This is a genomic window from Lysobacter korlensis, assembly GCF_042434515.1.
Genome location: NZ_JBHLTG010000005.1, coordinates 136,010 through 153,064, shown reverse-complemented (window position 1 = coordinate 153,064; position 17,055 = coordinate 136,010). Strand labels below are relative to the sequence as shown.

Here is a 17,055-nt window from a genome sequence, read left to right as displayed (position 1 = left end):
GGACCGCAGCGGAGCGGGAGTCGGGAGGCGGACTGATGGCGCGTCAGTCGGGCGTTCACCCCATCGCGCGGCACGGCGCGCTCCGCCGCCGCAGCGGCTGGCGGAGCCTGCTGACCTTCCTGACCGCGTTCTTCGCCGTGGTCACGCTGAGCATCGCATCCGTCGCCCTCATCGCGCTGTGGCAGTTCCAGTCGGGCCTCGACATCGTCGACATCGGCGGGGGCGAGGATGTGCCGCCGCCGAGCGTCGGCGCCTATCCAGGCGGCTTCAACGTGTTCATCGTCGGCAGCGACACCCGCGTCGGCCAGGGCGGCCTCGGCGGCGAAGATCCCGGTTCGACGCTCAACGACGTGAACATCCTGCTGCACGTCTCCGCCGACCACTCCCGCGCCATCGCGGTGAGCATCCCGCGGGACCTGGTCATCCCGTTCCCTGAGTGCACCGACCCGCAGACCGGTGAGACCTTCCCGGAGTCGGAAGGCCAGCCGATCAACGAGGCCCTTCGCCGGGGCGGCCTGCCGTGCGCCGTGGAGGCGGTCTCCGACCTCACCGGACTCGAGATCCAGTTCGCCGGCCTCGTCACCTTTCAGGGCGTCGTCGAGATGTCGAATGCGGTGGGCGGCGTGCCGGTCTGCATCACGGCGCCGATCAACGATCCGCGAAGCGGGCTGGTGCTCGACACCGCCGGGGAGCACGTGCTCTCCGGCCCTGACGCGCTCGCGTTCCTACGCACCCGGCACGGCGTCGGCGACGGCAGCGACCTCGGCCGGATCAGCTCGCAGCAGGTGTTCCTGTCGTCGTTGGTTCGCAAGCTGAAGAGCAACGAGACCCTCTCCAACCCGGTGCGGCTGTACGAGCTCGCCGGGGTGGTGCGGGAGAACATGACGCTGTCGAGCAGCATGGCGTCGCTCGACACCCTCGTCGCGCTCGCCATGGCGCTCAAGGACGTGGAGCTGGAGAACGTCCTTTTCGTGCAGTACCCGACCGTCTACCGGGAGACCGACCCCTGGTACGGCAAGCTGGCCTCGGAGGACGCCATCGCCTCCGCCCTCTTCTCGGCCATCGCCGCGGACCAGCCGTTCGGCCTCGGATCCCAGGAGGAGCGGCCCGGTTCGGTTCCCGACCCCGACGCCCCGACCGCATCACCGGAACCGACGGAACCCGGTACGGCGACGCCGAGCCCGACCGGTACGGCGACGCCGGAACCGGAGTTGCCGACCATCGAGGGGCTCCCAGGACAGACGGCGGCGGAGCGCACCTGCAGCGTGGCCAGTGGCGGCTGATCCGCTGGCGCTCTCACCATCGCGGAGGTGCTGTCGCGACATGCGGCAGCGTCCCGTCGCTCGCTGGCTTGTCGCGGCGGCGCTCGCGGCCTTCGCGACGGCGGGTAGGGCGCGTGGGGTGGGACGGCCGGACATCAACTAAACTCGGGCCCTGGTATCCGGGAGGGCTGTCCGAGCGGCCGATGGAGCTGGTCTTGAAAACCAGTGGGCAGAAATGTCTCGTGGGTTCGAATCCCACGCCCTCCGCTGTGAGTGAATCCGGTCCTCCGGAGCGGCGGCAGCCGCCGCTCCGGAGCGCTGGATGCGTGACACCCGCCTCTCCTCCGGGCCGGGGTGTGCGGTTCGCGCTACGTTCGGCGGTGAGCCCGCCCATGGAGCGCGGCGCCCGGTCCCGTATTCTGCGGGAACGCCGGATTTCCCCCGTGGATATCCTCCACTGAGCCCATCCGGACGCGACCGGAGGGGTATAAGCCCCATTCTGGGTGCGCCGGGTATGCTTTGCCGGACGGCGATGAGCGCGTGGGGTGCTCCCGTCGAGGCCGTTCAGGGGAGGCGAAGGTGAGCGATCTGCGTCCGCGCTCGTCCCGGTCCCGCCTCACAGGCATCGCCCGTCACGGCCGCCTGCGTCGCTCGAGCCCCTGGCTCGCCGGCCTGAAGCTGCTCTCCGGCGTGCTCGCCGTCGCGCTGGTGAGCGGTGTCGCGGTGGCCGCCATCACCCTGAAGCAACTGCAGGACGGCATCGTCATCGCGTCGATCCCGCAGGACACCGCCCCGCCGCCTGACATCGCCGCCATGCCGGGAGGATTCAACATCCTCATCACCGGCAGCGACACCCGCGAAGGACAGGGCGGGCTCGGCGGCACCCACGAGGACGGCGTGCTGAACGACGTCAACATCCTGCTGCACGTGTCGGAGGATCACAGCAACGCGGTCGCGGTCAGCATCCCGCGCGACCTCATCGTGGCGACGCCGGAGTGCCCGAATCAGGTGACCGGGGAGATCATGCCGGCCCAGTGGGCGGCGCCGATCAACTCGGTGCTCGACGAGGGCGGGCTCTACTGCGTCGTCAAGACGGTGTCCGAGCTCACCGGTCTCGACATCCAGTTCGCCGGCATGATCACGTTCCGCGGCGTCGTCGAGATGTCGAACGCGGTCGGCGGCGTGCCGGTCTGCATCAGCGCGCCGATCCACGATCCGCAGGCGGGCCTTGAGATCGCGGAGGCGGGCACGCACACCCTGGCCGGTGAGGAGGCGCTCGCGTTCCTGCGTTCCCGTCATGGGGTGGGCGACGGCAGCGACCTCGGGCGGATCAGCTCACAGCAGGTCTACATGTCCTCGCTGGTGCGCACCCTGAAGAGCGCGGACACTCTCGGGGACCTGAGCAAGGTGTACCAGCTGGCGCGCGCCGCGACCAGCAATATGACCCTCTCGGAGAACTTCGCCCAGCTCGACACGCTCGCCGCCATCGCGCTGGCGCTGAAGGACGTGCCGATGCAGAACGTCGTCTTCGTGCAGTACCCGGTTGCCGACGGCACCAGTGGCCCGTATCTGGGCAAGCTGCAGCCGGTTTCCGAGCAGGCGGATGCCCTGTTCGCCCGGATCGCGGCGGACGAGCCGTTCGTGCTCGACGAGGACCGCCTGCGCACCGGTGCGGTCGCGGATCCGAATGCCCCGGCAGAGCCGCCTGCTGAGGAGACGCCAGCTGAAGAGACGCCGGCTGAGGAAGCCCCCGCCGAGGAGGCGCCCGTCGAAGCCGACGGCGGGGGAACCGCCGAGCCGGCTGGTGGGCAGCCGCAGGTGCTCAGCGGGCTCAAGGGTCAGACCGCAGCCGACTACACCTGCTCCGAGGCCAACTGACGGCATCCGCCGACCCGTCAGCCGGGGCGGCGAGCGGGAGGCGTTCCAGCGCCCGCTATGATGCTAAAGGTACGAACCAGGAGACGTCGCATAGTCCGGTCGAGTGCACCACCCTGCTAAGGTGGAGTGCCCTTTTTGGGCACCGTGGGTTCAAATCCCACCGTCTCCGCTCTTGTAATCCCGCACGGATGGTGGGCTCATCTGTTGAGGAAGCCGAGCATGATCAACCCCGACAGATGACGCTTCGCCTCCGATTCCCCGTCCGCGGTCGGGCCGCTGCGCGCAATGGTCGTCGGGTCGGGGGAGCGGTCGTTCGCATTCACCTCCAGGACCGTGGTTCCGCTGAGTCGGTCGTGGATCGTCCGTCCGGAGGGGGAGAGCATGGTGAGAAGGAACACGATCGGCAAGACGCCGGCGCCGGCAAGCGCCCAGGACGCGGCAAGCGGAGTGGGGTCCGAGACCAGTGCTGCCGCGGCGGCGTGCCCGGCCATCCAGGGCGCGGGGATTTTCACCGCGCTGCGGATCAGCGACCGACCGAACGGGAGCGATCGTCTCGGGGGAGCCGCCACCCGAAGTTTGAGCAGCCTCTTGCCTGGCGTCGCGTGATGTCGGCCGCGTTCATACAGTGCCGAGGCGACGGTCACCGGCCCGACGCACACAAGTGACGCGGCGAGGAGCGCGGACGCCGGCACCGCGCCGCTCAGATCCGGGGGAGCCGTTCCACTGACCAATGGCGCAACGGTGATTCCGATCGTCATGAACCCGATGCAGGCGAAGCTGCAGGCAAGGTCGACGCTGCATGCGGCGACACGGCGCCAGACCAAGCGGCGCACGGACCCCGAACCGGCATACAGCACCCCGAAAAGCTAGAAGGATGCACCGCCGCGGCACAGTCGCCTGGGTGGGACAATCCGGTCGCTGACGTGCGTACAGGCGGGAGACGCAACGGTGAGCTGTGCCCCAGGCCCCGATCGCTGCGTGCAGTCCGCGCTCCTCGCGCAGAATCGACCCCAGGTGTCGCCACCCGGCGAATGGGATGACTGCAGCAGCCGGATTCGAAAGGCGCGGGAGCCGCATACGTTCGGGGCATGACTCGACACGAACTGGACGGCGCTCCAACCCACACGGACTTCGTGCGGTCGGCGGACGGTACGCGACTCGCCGTGCGGAGGCTCGGCCGCGGGAGTCCGGTGCTGATGCTGCACGGGTCCGGCGGCGGATTCCATTCGTGGGCAGGTGTCGCTGACCGTCTCAGCCGCGAGCACGAGCTCTGGCTGCTCGCCCGTCGCGGGTACGCGCCCAGCGGCATCGCGACACCGCCGAAGTCCTTCGCGCAGGATGTCGCCGATGTCGCGGCGGTCGTGACCGCCGCCGGCGAAGCTTCGGGGACTCCGGTGCATCTCGTCGGAGCGTCGTACGGCGCCATCGTGGCGCTCCACATGGCGGCTGAGTTCCCCGTCGGCATCCGGAGCCTCGCGCTCTTCGAACCGCCGTTGTTCGCACGAGGGGAGCACCTTGTGCCGGTCCTCGATCGTTACCGTGCCCTTGTCGCGCACGGTGACCTCGCCGCGGCGAACCGGCTCCTGCTGCTTGATGTGGCCCGGGTGCCGAAGCCGCTGGCGGAAGTCCTCACCGCGGCGGGGACCGGGCTTGATGCGCGAGCTGCAATCGGGTGGCTCCACGACCTGGAGGCGCTCGCCGCCGACAGCGGCGCAGCGCGGCGCTGGAGCGGAATCGCTGTGCCGACCCTGCTCATGCAGGGGGCCGAGACGTGGGAGCCGATGCCGACCACGATGGACCAGCTCGCCTCCACCCTGCCGCGGCTGCATCGGGTGGTGTGGGAGGGCCAGCTGCATTTCGCCACCAGCACCGCTCCGGACCTCGTCGCGGAGGAGCTCCGTCGGTTCTGGCACGAGCAGGAATCCTCAGCGGGCGTGCCTGGCTGATACCCCCTCATGCATGCCGTGCCTGAGTTCCGGGCCTCGACACCGATCGCTGACGATCGGCGCTCTCGAGCAGATCGACGAGGTGTGCTCCGAACGCTGCGTCGATGGGGTGCTTCGCACCCGTCTCGGCCGCCTCGATCAGCTCGGCGGCCGCGATCGCGAGCGTGTCGGCGTCGGATGTCGTTCGCAGTGGCTTCTCGAGAATTCCCGCTGTGCCCCAGACGCACGTCTCGTTGCGCGTCCCGGCCGCAGCGGGTGCGAACTGGGAGATCGTCACCGTGCTCGTCGCGCCGCTGATGTGCGTGATGACGAGGTGGGTGAGATCACCCTCTCCCGCGATGGCGCTGAGGTGGTCGATCGGGCCGAGCGCCGCCGTCAGGTTGGACAGGGCGTGCGGGCCGATGTCCCAGAGGGCGCCGCGCTCCCGCCGCCACACCGAGTCGCCGTAGGGGTTGCCCGGGCTGTCGAGGGAACCGAGTCCACGCACCCAGCCCCCACGCCAGCCGCCATCGAGCCGGAGGCGATCGAACCACTTCCGGATCTCCGGCGCGTACCGGTCCGTGAGGAACACGACGGACGCCGCGCGGGAGGCAGCGACCGCCGCTGCGATCTGCGCGGCCTGGGACGCGGTCGTGGCAACCGGCTTCTCCAGCAGCAGGTGCTTTCCGAGGTTCGCGGCTCGCACTGCGAGGGGCGCTTGGACATCGGGCGGGACGGCGAATGCGACGGCATCCACCCGGGCGAACAGCTCTGCGGGATCCTCGAAGGGCGTCACGCCGAGTCGCCTGGCAAGCTCCTTCCGCTTGCCGGCGTTCCGGCCTGCCACACCCACGAGCTCTGCCTGAGGGGTGCGGAGGAGCCCGGGGCCGTGAACCGTCGAGGCCCAATAGCCGGTTCCGACGAGTCCGAAACGCATGCATCCTCCTGAAACCTGGTGTGCGGTGGCCCTATGTGCGGGGCGGGGTCATGCGATGTGCGAGCCGCCGTTGACGTCGTACGTCACTCCGGTGATGTAGCCGGCCTGCGCCCCGAGGAGGAATGCGATGAGGTTGGCGACATCGTCGACCGTCCCGATCCTTCCCACTGGCAGCTCCTGCAGGAGCACGCGCTTGCGGTCGTCCGTGAGCGGTCCGCCCATGATGTCGGTGTCGATCGAGCCGGGCGCGACGCTGTTCGCGGTGATCCCGAAGCCCCCGAGCTCGCGTGCCCAGGTGCGCGCCATCCCGAGCAGCGCAGCTTTCGAGCCGCTGTACGCGGCGCGGCCGTACACGCCACCCCCTCGCTCGGCCGAGGCGGAGGAGACGTTCACGATCCTGCCCAGACGGTTCCGTGCCATGATCCGTGCGGCGGCCTGCGTGACGTGGAACGTGCCGTGCACGTTCACGTCGAACACGCGGCGCCATTCTGCCGGGCCCACCTCGAGGAACGGGGTGGGGGAACTGATGCCCGCGTTGTTCACAAGGCCGACGAGCTGGGGGAGTTCGGACTCGATCCGGCGCATCGCCGCGTCGACCTGCCGAGGTTCGGCGATGTCGGCGCCGATGCCGATCGCGGGCTGACCCGACTCCGCGGCGATCCGCTCGGCGACCGATGCTGCTGCCGCGCCATCCAGATCGAGGATCGCCACAGCCCAGCCGTCGCCAGCGAGCCTGCGTGCGGTCGCCTGGCCGATTCCCCTGGCTGACGCGGCGCCGGTGACCACGGCCGTCGGCATCCGGGGGAACTCCGTTGCGGGAGCGGCTTGGAGGGTCATGACAACCTTTCGGTTACGGCTCGGCACCACGACCCTGTGCGACTCGCGGCGGATCCTGCCAAGTATGCCGCGCTCCATCAGGCCGCGCCAGGCTGAACCGCTTCAGCACGCCGATTCGCTCCCGATTTCGGCGAGAGCCGCGACCCGCTGCTGAATGCTCCCGGGAAACGGCACACGTATGGATGCTAGGCGTTGCGCGAGGCCCCGCAGACCCGATACCGTTACTGAACCGGTTCACCAAAACGATGCTTTCGCGCCGGAGGCCGAATCTGCATCCGGATGGTTCCCGACGCGGCATGAACCGCGGGAATCGACCAGGGCCGCACAGCGGCACGAGCAGAACAGGAGTGATATGACGGCGAAGGAAGAAATCGGATCGCCTGCGCTCAACGGGATCCAGCTGGATCATCGGGCCGGACGATACATCGAGGCACGGGAAGCGGGGTCGGTCCTCTTCCGCTACGTCTACTTCGATCCGGAGATCCTGCCGAACGAGACGCCGAAACCGTACATCCATCCACTGGTCACCCTCGGTGGGCGGGAGACGACGGGATACCGTCCGAAGGATCACCCCTGGCATGTGGGGCTCACGATGACGATCCCAGCGGTCGGAGACGACAATTTCTGGGGCGGCAACACCTACGTTCCCGGCGAGGGGTACATCCAGCTCGCAAACAACGGCACCATCCGGCATGAGGCGTGGGCTGGGATCCGTTCGGAGCCGGACGAGGTGCGGATGGACGAGGAGCTCGCCTGGGTCTCCATCGCCGGGGAGCGGGTGCTCACCGAATCGAGACGGATCTCGCTCGTCGGCGTCGCCAGGGAGCTCGGCGCCTACGCGATCGAGCTCGAGTTCGCGCTGACCAATGTCACCGACGGCGACCTTCCACTCCGGTCGCCGGCCACCAAGGGCCTCGCCGGCATGGGCTATTGGGGGATGCATTGGCGTGGAAGCCTGACCGCTCACCCGGGCTCGGTGTTCTCCGCCACCGGCGAGCGTGGAGACGCCGACATCACGGGCCGGCGCGCGGAGTGGATCGCCTACACCTGTCCGGCGGTCGCCGGTGAGGCCCCCGCAACGCTGATCTTCCTCGACTTGGAACGGGAGGAGCGCTTCCCGGCCCAGTGGTTCGCCCGGAGCGACAGCATGGCCTCCATCACCCCGTCATTCGTCTTCGATGAGCCATACGAGCTTCGGGCCGGCCAGACGCTGCGACTCGCGCATCGCGTGATCGTCTGCGACGGCGAGCTCGACCGTGGTTCGGTCACCAGGACCATCGCGCACTTCAAAACGCTGTCGGGGATGGACGCGCCGGCGCAGAACCGAGACCAACCAAGGAGCAGCCATGAGCAGTGAGGACATCCTCGAACCCGGACAGTACCTCCCGGCGCCGCCGGTGACTGATCGATGGGGCATCGGCGTCATCGGCCTGGGCGGTGTGGCCCGGAACGCGCACATCCCGTCGTATCGTGCGCTCTCGCTCCGGGTGGTCGCCGGCGCGGACCTCGATGCGAACGCGCGGCAGTTCGCCGCCTCGACGTTCGGGATCGACGCGGTCGCCGGTCATGAGGAGCTCCTCGCCAACCGCGACGTCGGCATCGTCGATGTCGCGCTCCCGAACACCGTCCCGGTGCGAAACCAGATCATCCACGATGCGATCGACGCGGGAAAGCATGTCCTGGTGCAGAAGCCGTTCGCGTATGACTACGAGAGCGCGCTCGGCATGGTCGAGCATGCCGAGCGAGCCGGTGTTCGTCTGGCAGTCAACCAGAACGGGCGATGGAACCCGAGCTACCGGGCAGCGTCGGCCATCCTCGCCAGCGGATTCCTCGGCGACCCCTACTTCATCTCCCACGAGATGTGCATCGACCAGGATTCGCCGAACAGGCCACCATGGGTGCTGAATCTGAAGCGTTCGGTGATCGTCGAGTATTCGGTGCATCACCTCGACATCGTCCGGAGATGGGCGGGCCGAACGGCGCATTCCGTTCAGGCCATCACGAGTCGCCGGCCGGGTCAGCACTCCGCGGGCGACCTGATCGCGACGATCGGTCTGCAGTTCGACGGGGCCGTCGCGAACGTCGTGGATAACACGGCGTCCGTCGGCGAGGCGCCATACTGCCGCTTCCGCATCGACGGCGCCGACGGCACGATCAACGGGACCGTCGGCGCGTGGCCGGGAGGAACGGGACGGGGGCCGGGAACGATCGAGGTGGTGCGGCGTGGTGCGCACTGGGTGTTCCGGCCGGACCTTGCCGGTTCGTGGGCGATCGATGCGTTCGGCGCGACCATGTCCGACTTGATCAATGCCATCGAGGCCGATGCGGAGCCAGAGGCGTCCGGCCGGGACAACCTCGAGACGCTGAAGACGGTGTTCGCCGCTGAGCTCTCAGCCGAGACCGGGCGCCGAGTGCGGATCTGACGCCGTGCGCGGCGGCGAAGTGCTCCCACGCACCGCCAGCTCGAACCCTCGCCCGCCGGATGTCTCAGGAGGCGTGTCGCTTCCGCGGAGCAGGAACAGCAGCTCCCGACCTGCCCGTGCGCCGAGGGCCGGAGTGTCGCGCCTCAGCGCGGTCAACGGTGGCATCGAGAGCTGGCACAGCAGGGAATCGTCGAAGGTCACGATCGAGAGATCGCCGGGCACATCCAACGCGAACTCCTTGGCGACGCTCAGGCCGGCGACGCCCAGCACATCACTGTCGTAGATGATCGCGGTGGGCGGGTCCTCGCCAGACAGCAGCCGTCTGGTCGCCGATCTGCCGCCCTCCACAGAGAAGTCCGTGTGGACGATCCGGCACCCAGGGACGTCCTCACCCAAGAGCGAGGTGAAGACGACGTCCCGTTGCTCAATGTGCACCAGCTGCCCGTCGCCGCCGACCCGGGAGATGCGGGTGTGGCCCAGACGCCGCAGGTAGGCCACGGCCTCCTTCATCGGCTCGGTCGTCGGGGCGCCGAGGGTCCGGATGCCCTCGATGAGCTGCTCGCCCCCGACGGCGACTCCTGGGAACCCCGTCTCCACCAGGAAGTCGATCCTCGGATCGTCCTGCTTGATATTGACGACGATGACACCGTCGACGCGGCCCTGGAGGCGCCAGCGCTTGAGAATGGCCAGCTCCTGGTCTCTGTCGGAGACGAGATTCATCATCAACGAGTACCCGGCGGGTGAGAGGGCGCTCTGGACGCCGGCAATGAACTCCATGAAGAACGGCTCGGAGCCGAGAAGGGTGGCTGGGCGGCCGAGGACGAGCCCGACCGCGTCAGCGTGGGACCTCGACAGTGATCGCGCGGCCGCGCTGGGAGCCCAGCCCATCTCTGCCGCAAGGGCCTCGATGCGCTGCCGCGTCGCGGCCGAGACTCCCGCCTTGCCGTTCAGTGCGTACGAGACAGCGCCCTTGGACGTGCCGGCCCGCGCGGCGATGTCCGCGATCGTCGGGCGGCGCGAGCGGAGCTCCTCGGTCATGGAGTGAACCATAGCCCAGAACGGATCGCGGCCCGGGGCCCGCCGCTGAGCGCCCGCAGCCGCTGGATCTCGATGGTGCCGAGGCCCAGGCGGGCTGGGGTGGCAGCCGGGACCGCCTCGTGCACCACGTGACGGTGCGAATCGTCACGCAAACGGAAAAAACGGTTAAGCATTCAGCTCCTCGGGCATGGCGGATTCAGCGGAACAAACCGCGGAATTGCAGGATATCAGAGGCCAAACCAAGTTACTGAACCGGTTAATTGACAGCGCTGCCAGGGCTGTGGTTCACTGATCCTGCGATCCCGGGCTTCTCTGCCCGCTACGTCATGCAAGGAGGCATGCAGATGTCAGTTCTGAAGAAGAGGTGGCTTGTCCCGCTCGCCGTCAGCGCAGCCGGAGCCATGGCCCTCGCCGGCTGCTCCGCGGGTGGTGGCGGAGGTGGAGGCGGCGGTGGTGGTGAAGGGTCCGAAGGACCGCTCAAGATCCTGTCGGTGTGGGCCCCCGGCACCGCCGAGGCGGACATCGTCGATGACGCGATCGCCCAGTACGAGGACGAGACGGGCATCGACGTCGAGCTCACAACCGCCGGCGAAGAGACCGGCGCGCAGTATGAGGTCTCGGTGCTCGGCGGCGACGCCCCCCACGTGATCGTCGTGAATCTCGTCGACAAGCAGGCGACCTGGCTCGAGCAGGGGATCGTCGAGCCGGTCAACGAGTACCTGACGAGCTGGGGCCTCGAAGACAAGATCAACCCGGACGCCATCGAGCAGTGGACGAATGCCGACGGCGAGATCCAGGGGTTCCCCTACAGCGGCTTCGTGTGGCCGGTCTGGTACAACCTCGATCTCCTCGCCGAGGCGGGCATCGACGGCGTGCCGACGACGACCGACGAGCTGATCGCCGCCGCACCGGCTCTTCGTGAGGCCGGTGTCGCTCCAGTGATCGTCGGAGGCAGCGACTGGTCGGGCAACAAGCTCTTCCTGCAGATCATCCAGTCCTACATGGAGCCCACGGAAGCCGCGGAGGTCTTCGCGAACGGCGGGTACTGCGACTCCGACGCCGCGATGCAGGGAATCGAACTGCTCGTGGAGCTCCGGGAAGCCGGAGTGTTCGCCGATGATGTCGAGGGGTACACGGCAGACCAGATGAACACCGCCTTCTTCGAGGGTCAGGCGGCGATCATGCCCGCGGGGTCGTGGGCGTTCTCGGAGACCCCCGAGGACCTCAACGTGCAGCTCGGTGGATTCCCCGTCCCGGATGACGGCGCGTTCGACAAGCCGACCGCCTTCCAGGGTTGGACGTCCGCTGGGTTCTTCCTCAGCGAGGATGGCGCGGCGAGCGAGGACCTCGTGAAGCCGTTCCTCGACATCATGTACTCGGATGAGATCGTCGCGCGGATGGTGGATGAGGCTGCGACGCCGCGTCCGATCCTCACCGACGAGCCCGTCGAGCCGAGCAACGAGCTCCTCGCCTTCGCAATGAACGACCTGAGCGAGAACGTCGAGTTCGCGGCCTTCCCTGACGCGCTGGTGCCCGGTGCGCTGCTCGAGCCGCTCACCCGCCAGTCCAGCCTCGCGTTCAGCACAGGTGACGCTGCGAGCATCTGCGCATCGCTGGACTCGGTCTACTGACCGGTCAGGATTCACCCGAATCCACCTGCAGGAAACGACCCACTGGGGTGCGGCGGACGACTCGCCGCACCCCGGTGGCCAGCGATGGTTGGAGGAGACCCAGTGGTGGCGATTGATCAGGCTCTGAGCGTTGCAGAGCAGTCCCCGAGGAAGCGCTCGGCGCGAACCTCCAACGGCAGCCTGGTGCTGCTCGCGGCGCCGGCGGTTGTCTGGTACATCGCGTTCACCATCGGACCGCTGGTCGCCATGTTCGTCATCTCGACCTTCGACTGGCGATCGATCATCTCGAGGCCGGTTCCGATGGGCCTGGAGAACTTCGGCCGGATCTTCGCCGATCCGGTGTTCGCTCAGGCGACCGTGAACTCGCTCATCCAGCTTGCGGTGATCCTGCCGATCATGATCCCGCTCGCGTTCATGATCGGCTACTACATCTCCCTCTCGCCGCGTGGCCATGGGGTGATCAAGACGGCGCTCTTCACCCCGGCCTTGATCTCCCTCGCGGCGAAGTCGATGATCTTCCTCGCGGTGTTCTCGCCCAACGGGCTGTTCAACGGAACGCTGAAGATCATCGGGCTCGGGGAGTTCGTCACAGCATGGCTCGCGAGCCCGCAGACCGCGTACGCGACCGTGATCTTCGTGGAGCTCTGGGCGGGGATCGGCTTCACCGCGGTGCTGTTCAGCGCTCGACTCGGCGGCGTCCCGCGGGAGGTGCTGGAGGCGGCCACGATCGACGGTGCCGGTCACTGGACGAAGATGTGGGCCGTCGCCTACCCGATCGTCAAGGATTACTTCGGCATCCTCACGATGCTGCAGTTCACCTGGATTCTGTTCAGCAGCGCCGGGACGATCCTGCTGCTCACTCAGGGAGGGCCGGGCTACGCATCGACGAATCTCTCGTTCCTGATCTACGACAAGGCGTTCGTGCAGTCGCAGATCGGCTACAGCCAAGCGGTCGGGGTCGTCATCTTCGTGGTCGGGGTGCTGGGAATCCTGGTGATCCGTCGAGTGTTCCGGCCGGCGGTCTAGTCATGACCTCCGAATCGACTGCTCCCGCCCGTCCGGCCTCCGCGGAGCGGCACGGCCGCGCGAGGCTGCCACTCATCGTGCATGTCCTCGTTTGGGCCTACGTGGTCGTGCTGGTCGCGCCGCTCTACTTCCTCGCGGTGTCTGCGGTGAAGTCGAACATCGAGATCTTCAGCGACCCTTGGGGATTGCCGGGACAGTGGCTGTTCAGCAACTTCGCCGATGCGTGGAAGCGGGCTTCGCTCGGCCAGGGCCTGGTGAACTCGGCGATTGTCACGATCGGCGCAAGCGCGCTGGCCCTTCTCCTCGCCATCCCGGCTTCGTACGCGCTGGCGCGCGCACAGGGTCGCATCGGCATGATCGTCGAGCGTTTCTTCGCGGTGGGCCTGCTCATCCCCGCGTTCGCAGCGTTGGTGCCCACGCTTCTGGCGTCCATAGCCCTGGGGTTGTTCCACACGCGTGAGTTCCTCATCGCGTTCCTGACGGCCTCGTCTCTCCCGCTCGCGGTGATTCTGCTGACGCAGTTCATGCGGGCGGTCCCGAAGGAGCTCGAGGAGTCGGCGATGATGGACGGCGCTGGGCGACTCGTGATCCTCTGGCGGATCTATGTGCCGTCCGTGATCCCCGGCATCTCCATGGTGGCGATCCTCAATTTCCTGGCCTTCTGGAACGAGTACCTCTTCTCACTCGTCCTTCTGGGCGCGGGAACCGAGGACAGGACCGTCCAGGTGGCGATCCCGAACCTCGTCTCCCAGACGAACACGCAGTTCGGCATCCTGCTGGCTGGCTGCCTGATCACCATGGTGCCGGTCTACGTGCTCTACATCGTCCTGCAGCGTCAGTTCGAGCGTGCGCTCCTGAGCGGCGCGGTCAAGGGATAGCGCATCTCGGATGAGTGAACCAAACACCCCGCTCTACTCGTTCCCAAAAGTAAAGGACAAGCATGCTTGATACTCCCACCCGAATCGTCTTCCTCGGCGCTGGAAACATCGCCGGCCCGTATGCGGAGAGCATCGCACGGCACCCCGAGCTGAGCTTGGTCGGAGTCTTCGATGTGGATCCGGACAAGGCGGACCAGTTGGCCGCCGCTCAGGGCTGCACGGCGTTCCGGGATCTCGATGAGCTGGCCGCGGCGTCCCCCGACCTGGTGGTGAACCTCACCAGTGCGCCCTACCACTTTCCGACGACGCGGGAGCTGATCAGCCGGGGACTCACGGTGTTCAGCGAGAAGCCGCTCGCGCTCGAGCCGACGGAGGCGGCCGAACTGGTCGATGCTGCCGCCGAGAGCGGGCTGAGACTGGCATGCGCCCCATCGCTCTGGCTCGGGGCGGCCCAGCAGGCGGCGGCGCGTGAGGTCCTGTCCGGCCGGATCGGCCGGGTCGGGCTGGTCAAGGCGGAGGTCAACCAGGGGCGGATCGAGACCTGGCATCCGTCGCCGGATTCCTTCTATCGAGTCGGCCCAGTCGTCGACGCCGGCGTGTATCCGATCACCTACCTCACGGCGGTGCTCGGCCCCATCCGCGAGATCACCGCGATCAGCGCGATGTCCGTCCCCGAGCGCATCACCCTGACGGGGGAGCGGTTCACCCCGGGGCGGGATGACACGTGGGTGGTCAGCGCGGTCTTCGAGTCCGGGGCACTTCTCGCGCTCACCTGCAACTTCTTCGTCAACTCCAAGACCCAGCCGCGTACGGTCACCTTCCACGGCGATCGGGGCTCGGTCGTGCTCGACGACTGGTTCATGCCGGGAGCGGGTGTCCGCGCGGCCGAGTACGGCGAGCCGCTCACCGAGCTCCGCTCGGCCGACGACACCGCGGTCGTGGACTGGTCGCTCGGAGTGCTGGACCTCGCCTCGGCCATCCGGAACGACCGGCCGCATCGGACCAGTGCCGAGCACGCCCGGCACGTCGTCGACGTCCTCGATGCCATCGCGCTCTCGGCCTTCGATGGGCGACGGGTGCACGTGGAGTCCGGCTTCCCGTCCCCGTTCCCGACCACGAGCGCGAACGCATGAACACCGTCTCGTTCATGGGGGCGAATCTCGTCGCCCAACAGCTCGACTGGGCGATGACGGAGGGGTGGTCCCAGGGGGCGGCGGCCGCGAACGACCATTACCGCCCGATCGCGACGTTCCAGGAGCGGTTCGGGAGCTTCGTGCAGCTCGCCGTCGATGCCGGCTTCTCGAATGTCGACGTCTGGACCGGGCAGCTCAATTGGACCTGGGCCACGGCTGAGCACTTCGCAGCCGCTCGCAGCGTGCTCGATGAGCTCGGGGTGAAGGTCACCAGCTACGCGGGGTCGTTCGGCGAGACCCCGGAAGAGTTCGGGGCCGCGGCGTCAGTGGCAGTCGCCCTCGGTGCGCCCATCCTCTCGGGCACCAGCGCGCTGCTGAACACGGGACGCGATGCGCTCATCCGGGAGCTGACGAGCGCGGGGCTGGTGTTCGCCATCGAGAATCACCCCGAGAAGACGCCCGCCGAGATGATCGCCAAGATCGGCGACGGCGCCGGCGGGATGCTCGGCACCGCTGTGGACACCGGCTGGTGGGCGACGCAGGGCTACGATGCCGCGGACGCCATCCGGTCACTCGGCGCACACCTGGTGCACGTCCATCTGAAAGACATCAGGGCTGCAGGAGCGCACGACACGTGTGCGTTGGGTGACGGCATCGCGAACATCGAGTCCTGCGTGGAGGCGATGCGCGAGGCCGGGTTCTCGGGCCCCATCTCCATCGAGCACGAACCCGAGCACTACGATCCGATGCCGGAAGTGATCATGAGCCGGCAGCGGCTCGCAGGCTGGCTGGACACCTCTCGGCGGTGATCCGCAGGCATTGAGATCGGGGCTCCCGCACCCGCGCCGGTGGTGCCCGGGGCAGGCCATCACGTCCTGGCCGGGCACGCCGCACTCACGCCGAGCCGGCGTCGATGTGCGCGTGGCGCACCAAGAGGTCGGCGCGCGCCGAGTCTTTCAGATGCAGACCGAAGCCTGGCTCGTCGGGCGGGGTGACGGTGCCGTCGGCGTACCTGGCTTCCCAGACGAAGACCGGGTCGGTCCAGAAGAAATTCTCGACGAAGCTCGCGCCCGGAGTGGCACACACCAGGGTCGCGTCGAACTCCCGGTAGTAGTGGGGTGAGACCTCGAGGCGCTGGGTGGCCGCGTGCCCGGCGGTGTCGAGCCAGCCCCGCACGCCGCCGATCCTGGCGACGTCGGGCATGACGACGTCGACGGCTCGTGCATCGATCGAGCGGCCGAGCCCGTCGGGCAGGAACGCGCGTTCACCCATCGCCAGTGGAATGGAGGAACGCGCCCGAAGGGTCACGTAGTCAGCGAGGTCCTCTGCGCGAAGCGGCTCCTCGAACCAGTTGACCTCCAGGTCCTCCACCATCCGGCTGAGCGACGCGGCTTCCGGCAGGCGGTATCCCTGGTTCGCGTCGATCATGAGCGGGACGGAGCCGAGCGACGCCCGGACGGCGCGCACCCGTTCTGCATCCTCCCGCACCCCCCTTCCGACCTTCATCTTGTAGGCACCGAGACCCCGGTCGAGGTAATGGTTCGCTTCGGCGATCAGATCCTCGACCGAGTAGGTGAGCCAGCCGCCGGACCCGTACGCCGGCGCGGCGGCTCGCGCCCCGCCGAGCAAGGAGAGGACCGACTGCCCGGTCTGCTTGCCGTACAGGTCCCACAGAGCGACGTCGACGGCGGCCAGGCCCCAGGCGGCGACCCCTCCGCGGCCGATGTACTCGTACCCCTCATGGAGGTCGTGCCACACCTCGTTCCGCCGAGAGGCGGAGGCGCCGATCGCCTTGCGCGACGCGTCGGCAGTGATGCCGAACAGCACGTCGGTCGCATAGCCCAGTCCGAGCAGATATGAGATCCCCACGTTCCCCGCCGCGTCGGTCAGCTCGAGGACCACGAAATCAAGGACGTGCAGCTCGTGGGTCGCGTCGGTGATGGGCGCATCCAGCTTCAACTGGATCCAGGACACGTCCGCGCTGACCACGGGGTGCTCGAGCATCGTTCCTCCCTTGACGGGCGATCCGCTTTGATCATCCGGATCTAAACTAGCATGCTGTATTCTGCATGCAGAAACGAGGAACC

15 protein-coding genes and 2 tRNA genes are annotated in these 17,055 nt (G+C 67.9%); 12 read left to right on the top strand and 5 right to left on the bottom strand.

The window, feature by feature from the left end:
- The first annotated feature begins 35 nt into the window (after positions 1 to 35).
- The 4 genes from ACFFGH_RS20085 (at position 36) to ACFFGH_RS20070 (ending at position 3,309) form a co-directional block, all read left to right on the top strand.
- On the top strand, positions 36 to 1,283 hold the full coding sequence (locus ACFFGH_RS20085; RefSeq protein WP_386671620.1) for an LCP family protein: 1,248 nt from the start codon (positions 36 to 38) through the stop codon (positions 1,281 to 1,283).
- A 161-nt stretch (positions 1,284 to 1,444) separates the two neighbouring features.
- Positions 1,445 to 1,529 (top strand) — tRNA-Ser (locus ACFFGH_RS20080).
- A gap of 312 nt (positions 1,530 to 1,841) precedes the next feature.
- Positions 1,842 to 3,140 carry an LCP family protein gene (locus tag ACFFGH_RS20075; protein ID WP_386671618.1) on the top strand — a complete coding sequence of 433 codons (1,299 nt, stop codon included), beginning with the start codon at positions 1,842 to 1,844 and terminating at the stop codon, positions 3,138 to 3,140.
- Between the two features lie 79 nt (positions 3,141 to 3,219).
- Positions 3,220 to 3,309: transfer RNA gene (locus ACFFGH_RS20070), tRNA-Ser, on the top strand.
- A 28-nt stretch (positions 3,310 to 3,337) separates the two neighbouring features.
- On the opposite strand, the gene ACFFGH_RS20065 is transcribed toward ACFFGH_RS20070, so the two are convergent.
- On the bottom strand, positions 3,338 to 3,973 hold the full coding sequence (locus ACFFGH_RS20065; protein WP_386671616.1) for an RDD family protein: 636 nt from the start codon (positions 3,971 to 3,973) through the stop codon (positions 3,338 to 3,340).
- Positions 3,974 to 4,228: 255 nt separating this feature from the next.
- Between ACFFGH_RS20065 and ACFFGH_RS20060 the strand changes: the two genes are divergently transcribed.
- On the top strand, positions 4,229 to 5,086 hold the full coding sequence (locus tag ACFFGH_RS20060) for an alpha/beta fold hydrolase (RefSeq protein ID WP_386671614.1): 858 nt from the start codon (positions 4,229 to 4,231) through the stop codon (positions 5,084 to 5,086).
- Between the two features lie 7 nt (positions 5,087 to 5,093).
- Here the strand turns inward: ACFFGH_RS20060 and ACFFGH_RS20055 are convergent, their stop codons facing one another.
- Together ACFFGH_RS20055 and ACFFGH_RS20050 are read right to left on the bottom strand one after the other, a co-directional pair.
- Positions 5,094 to 6,002, bottom strand: coding sequence for a Gfo/Idh/MocA family protein (locus ACFFGH_RS20055; protein WP_386671612.1), 909 nt, complete (start codon positions 6,000 to 6,002; stop codon positions 5,094 to 5,096).
- Between the two features lie 48 nt (positions 6,003 to 6,050).
- A complete protein-coding gene (locus tag ACFFGH_RS20050) occupies positions 6,051 to 6,839 on the bottom strand; it encodes an SDR family NAD(P)-dependent oxidoreductase (RefSeq protein ID WP_386671610.1) in 789 nt (262 codons plus the stop codon).
- A 352-nt stretch (positions 6,840 to 7,191) separates the two neighbouring features.
- Between ACFFGH_RS20050 and ACFFGH_RS20045 the strand changes: the two genes are divergently transcribed.
- Positions 7,192 to 8,196 (top strand): DUF6807 domain-containing protein, encoded by a 1,005-nt coding sequence (locus ACFFGH_RS20045; RefSeq protein ID WP_386671608.1) that lies wholly within the window; start codon positions 7,192 to 7,194, stop codon positions 8,194 to 8,196.
- Positions 8,186 to 9,262 (top strand): Gfo/Idh/MocA family protein, encoded by a 1,077-nt coding sequence (locus ACFFGH_RS20040; RefSeq protein ID WP_386671606.1) that lies wholly within the window; start codon positions 8,186 to 8,188, stop codon positions 9,260 to 9,262. The genes ACFFGH_RS20045 and ACFFGH_RS20040 overlap by 11 nt, the downstream gene beginning before the upstream one ends.
- On the opposite strand, the gene ACFFGH_RS20035 is transcribed toward ACFFGH_RS20040, so the two are convergent.
- Entirely contained in the window at positions 9,230 to 10,300 is a 1,071-nt protein-coding gene (locus ACFFGH_RS20035) for a LacI family DNA-binding transcriptional regulator (RefSeq protein ID WP_386671604.1), read from the bottom strand. The two genes, ACFFGH_RS20040 and ACFFGH_RS20035, sit on opposite strands and share 33 nt — an antisense overlap.
- 344 nt (positions 10,301 to 10,644) lie before the next feature.
- On the opposite strand from ACFFGH_RS20035, the gene ACFFGH_RS20030 reads away from it, so the two are divergent.
- From ACFFGH_RS20030 to ACFFGH_RS20010, 5 genes are all read left to right on the top strand, one after another.
- Positions 10,645 to 11,931 (top strand): ABC transporter substrate-binding protein, encoded by a 1,287-nt coding sequence (locus tag ACFFGH_RS20030; RefSeq protein ID WP_386671602.1) that lies wholly within the window; start codon positions 10,645 to 10,647, stop codon positions 11,929 to 11,931.
- A gap of 105 nt (positions 11,932 to 12,036) precedes the next feature.
- Positions 12,037 to 12,957 carry a carbohydrate ABC transporter permease gene (locus ACFFGH_RS20025; RefSeq protein ID WP_386671600.1) on the top strand — a complete coding sequence of 307 codons (921 nt, stop codon included), beginning with the start codon at positions 12,037 to 12,039 and terminating at the stop codon, positions 12,955 to 12,957.
- A 2-nt stretch (positions 12,958 to 12,959) separates the two neighbouring features.
- Entirely contained in the window at positions 12,960 to 13,835 is an 876-nt protein-coding gene (locus ACFFGH_RS20020; protein ID WP_386671598.1) for a carbohydrate ABC transporter permease, read from the top strand.
- 62 nt (positions 13,836 to 13,897) lie between these two features.
- Complete coding sequence (locus ACFFGH_RS20015) at positions 13,898 to 14,968, top strand: Gfo/Idh/MocA family protein (protein ID WP_386671596.1); 1,071 nt, start codon at positions 13,898 to 13,900, stop codon at positions 14,966 to 14,968.
- On the top strand, positions 14,965 to 15,777 hold the full coding sequence (locus ACFFGH_RS20010; RefSeq protein ID WP_386671594.1) for a sugar phosphate isomerase/epimerase family protein: 813 nt from the start codon (positions 14,965 to 14,967) through the stop codon (positions 15,775 to 15,777). Before ACFFGH_RS20015 ends, ACFFGH_RS20010 begins: the two co-directional genes overlap by 4 nt.
- An 85-nt stretch (positions 15,778 to 15,862) precedes the next feature.
- On the opposite strand, the gene ACFFGH_RS20005 is transcribed toward ACFFGH_RS20010, so the two are convergent.
- On the bottom strand, positions 15,863 to 16,972 hold the full coding sequence (locus tag ACFFGH_RS20005; protein WP_386671592.1) for a mandelate racemase/muconate lactonizing enzyme family protein: 1,110 nt from the start codon (positions 16,970 to 16,972) through the stop codon (positions 15,863 to 15,865).
- Positions 16,973 to 17,055: the final 83 nt, after the last annotated feature.